The 2,802-nt window shown below is 41.6% G+C and carries 4 protein-coding genes; all 4 read right to left on the bottom strand.

Annotation, left to right across the window (positions count from 1 at the left end):
* Window positions 1–109: 109 nt before the first annotated feature.
* Window positions 110–490, bottom strand: coding sequence for a hypothetical protein (locus ACFIMC_RS00110; protein WP_375637192.1), 381 nt, complete (start codon window positions 488–490; stop codon window positions 110–112).
* Between the two features lie 11 nt (window positions 491–501).
* A complete protein-coding gene (locus ACFIMC_RS00105) occupies window positions 502–882 on the bottom strand; it encodes a hypothetical protein (RefSeq protein WP_252619690.1) in 381 nt (126 codons plus the stop codon).
* 20 nt (window positions 883–902) lie between these two features.
* Window positions 903–2,030 carry a N4-gp56 family major capsid protein gene (locus ACFIMC_RS00100; protein WP_375628271.1) on the bottom strand — a complete coding sequence of 376 codons (1,128 nt, stop codon included), beginning with the start codon at window positions 2,028–2,030 and terminating at the stop codon, window positions 903–905.
* 92 nt (window positions 2,031–2,122) lie between these two features.
* Window positions 2,123–2,802, bottom strand: a 680-nt coding sequence (locus tag ACFIMC_RS00095; RefSeq protein WP_375685601.1) for a hypothetical protein, incomplete at its 5' end; no start/stop codon positions are given.

Below are 2,802 nucleotides of genomic sequence, written 5' to 3'. Positions count from 1 at the left end.
ACCGACACTAAGTGCGAAAGTGTTCTCTTATGACGATAAACATCTCGCTTTACTGGTATCGGTCCTCCGGTCTTAACCCGAATATAATGACGTGTCATCAAAATACCTCTCAGTGATTAGTCACGAATTCAACGACTATACTTGCTTGCCCAGCTTGTACTGTTTTATCAGCTTTAGCATAGAGAGTAAGTTCTTCATCATAAGGGACAAATTCCTTCTGATTGGTGGGCTTAACCTCTTTTACTGCCTGTTGTTTGATTTCCGCTTCACCAAACTCAGTCCCTCCAGCAGTGCTGCCTATTTTGACCTTTGTGTCCGAAAATGCTGTCTTAACAAACACTTTAATCGAAGTAATCAAAGCACCACGAGGTAGCGTGCCTATTCTCATAGCGTTTTCTTTATCTTCATAGCTAAAATTAAGCCGCAAAAAGCTTACCTGCTGGGTATGAAGATTTCTCCCTTGCAAGGGCTGTGGTAAATAATCTGCCATGTCTTATCCCCTCAATGATTTGTTACGAATTGCACAACCACAATACATTCACCAGCATCGGTGGTTTTGTCTCGTGTTGCATAAAGGGTCATCTCCTTATCATCTGCAACAAAAGACTTTTGATCTGTTGGCGTAAAATCTTGCGTGCCTTGGGCTTTGATGTCTTTTTCACTGAACTCATTGCCTCCATAGGTGCTGCCTATCTTTAATTTTGCCTCAGAAAATGCCGTCTTGACAAAAGCCTTCATCGAAGTGATCAAAGCGCCACGGGGTAATATCCCAATTTTCTCCGTAAGATGCTTATCTTTATGCGAGATATTTAACCGCAAAAAACTTACCTGTTGGGTATGTAGATTTCTGCCCTGTAATGGAGGGGGTAATTGATCTGCCATGTCTTGTTTCCTCCCTATGATTAATTATCAGGTTCACCACTGTAGGTGGGGATAACAATCGTTCCAAAATCTTGCGCTGCTTGAGAGCTATTTGGAAATTTGAAACGGGTTTTCTTCATGCCAATCAGTGTTTTCGCAGACAAACCATAGTAACGTTGATAGTCGAAATGCTCTTCCACCAATTTATAGCGATTGACATTGCGATTATTTCCAAAAGCCATAACGATACTTTGTGCTCCAAGAAAAACAGCACGACGCACACTTTTTTTCGCTGTATGATCGGTAGATTTAACCCCATGGGTGACATGTTCAGATTCACGTAAAATCACACCATTATACATGCCTAAAGAACCATCAAAGATTGGGTTTTGCGCACGAGAGCCTGTGTAAGCAGCTTTCTGAATATCAAGCCACTGTCCAGTCTCTGTATTGGTGCGCAATTGCATCACTTGTGTTGGGTGCAAATAGAGAACATAAACACTCTCCCCATTCACACGTACTGGTCGAATTTTGGGATTAGCAAGTTTCGCCATTTTTACAGCTTCGTCAATAAGCTTCAAACTAAAGCTGTGTTTTGGCGCTTCACTGAGATCTTCATCCTTGGTTTTACCATCTGGACGGATAATTCGCTTACTACTTGGTGCCAGAGGTTCATTAAATCCATAATGCACATTCTCGATATCTATCATCCGATCTTCAAAAGAGATTGTCCTTGCTGTATATCCGCAAGCTTGAATGAAAAACATCAAGCTTAAGCGATCTGCATACCAATCAACTAAGCCATCTTTTGCTTCGTCACGCAAATCAAACGTTGTACGTTGTTGCGCTATACTACCTTCATTTTCTACACGAACTGCATGCGAAAGCTCGTCAATATATAGTCTGTCATGAAGGAATTGTAATGCCTCTTCATTCCCCTCAAGCGTCTGTCCTGAGGTAACTCCCCGTCCCAAAAGCTGTGTACGTAAGCTAAATGTAACACAATCCCCTCTGCCCTTCTGTGTTTCAGTTTTAAGTTGAATAATGCTGTTTGAACCCTTGCCTATAAGGGGGGCAATAGGTATCGCCTTTGAAACTTCTGTATTTAATAATTTTGACCACGTGCTTATCGCATGAGGATCATCTGCTCTAACTGTTGTTAATGCCATTGATTTTACCTTTCTTTGCTGTAAAAAAAACCGGCTTAAAAGCCGGACCATAACCCTGCATAAAACAGGCTAATTTCTATAAAAATGCACTCTTAATACCCGTTACAAGCACCATGCAATTGCCGAAAAATTGCTTTATTTTTCGGATTTGATATCCAAGCGTCAAATTCTTCTTCTGACATCCTATCAATGCTTGCTAAAGTGATTGGTCCAACACTGCCCCCTCCACCAGATGCCGTTAAGGTTCTCGCAGAATTCTGCCGGCTTTGAAGCGCAGCAACTTGATTATTCGCTTGTAATGCTTGGTTCTGATAGCCAAGATTTTGCGCTATTCTATAAATCTCTTCTGCCGGATTGAGATCTCTTTGTGCACAAGTCGCTACAAGAGCATGCAATTGATCTCTTATAATCGCATCTATTGTGTTTTGTTGTCCATACTCAGGATAAAGTGATGACCAAGAACTCAATTCCTTTGCGCGTGCCTCATAAAGAAAATTTGCCGCGGCATCAAAATCACTGGATTTATTTTGAAACGACTTAACAGAATTATTAAAAAATTCACCAAGACGTATATCATGCTGCTGCTGTTCCTCAGCTTGTCTTAGCGCTTCTTTCTGTTCCCTAATATACGCATCTTGCTTTTGAATCTTATCTAGCATCCACGCCACTAAACGAACAGGGTCCTCACGTAGGTCTGGGGGTGCATTTTCACCTTCAACCATTGGCGTCTGGGATTGGGGTTCATAAAACTTTACAAGCGCTTCACGGGCTT

The organism is Bartonella sp. AP21QHHD (assembly GCF_042196205.1).
Lineage (GTDB): Bacteria > Pseudomonadota > Alphaproteobacteria > Rhizobiales > Rhizobiaceae > Bartonella.
This window is presented reverse-complemented; position numbering and strand designations above follow the sequence as displayed.

Coding starts and splice junctions, on each gene's coding strand:
- ACFIMC_RS00100 (WP_375628271.1), bottom strand. CDS start 2,030: ATGGCATTAACAACAGTTAGAGCAGATGATCCTCATGCGATAAGCACG.
- ACFIMC_RS00105 (WP_252619690.1), bottom strand. CDS start 882: ATGGCAGATCAATTACCCCCTCCATTACAGGGCAGAAATCTACATACC.
- ACFIMC_RS00110 (WP_375637192.1), bottom strand. CDS start 490: ATGGCAGATTATTTACCACAGCCCTTGCAAGGGAGAAATCTTCATACC.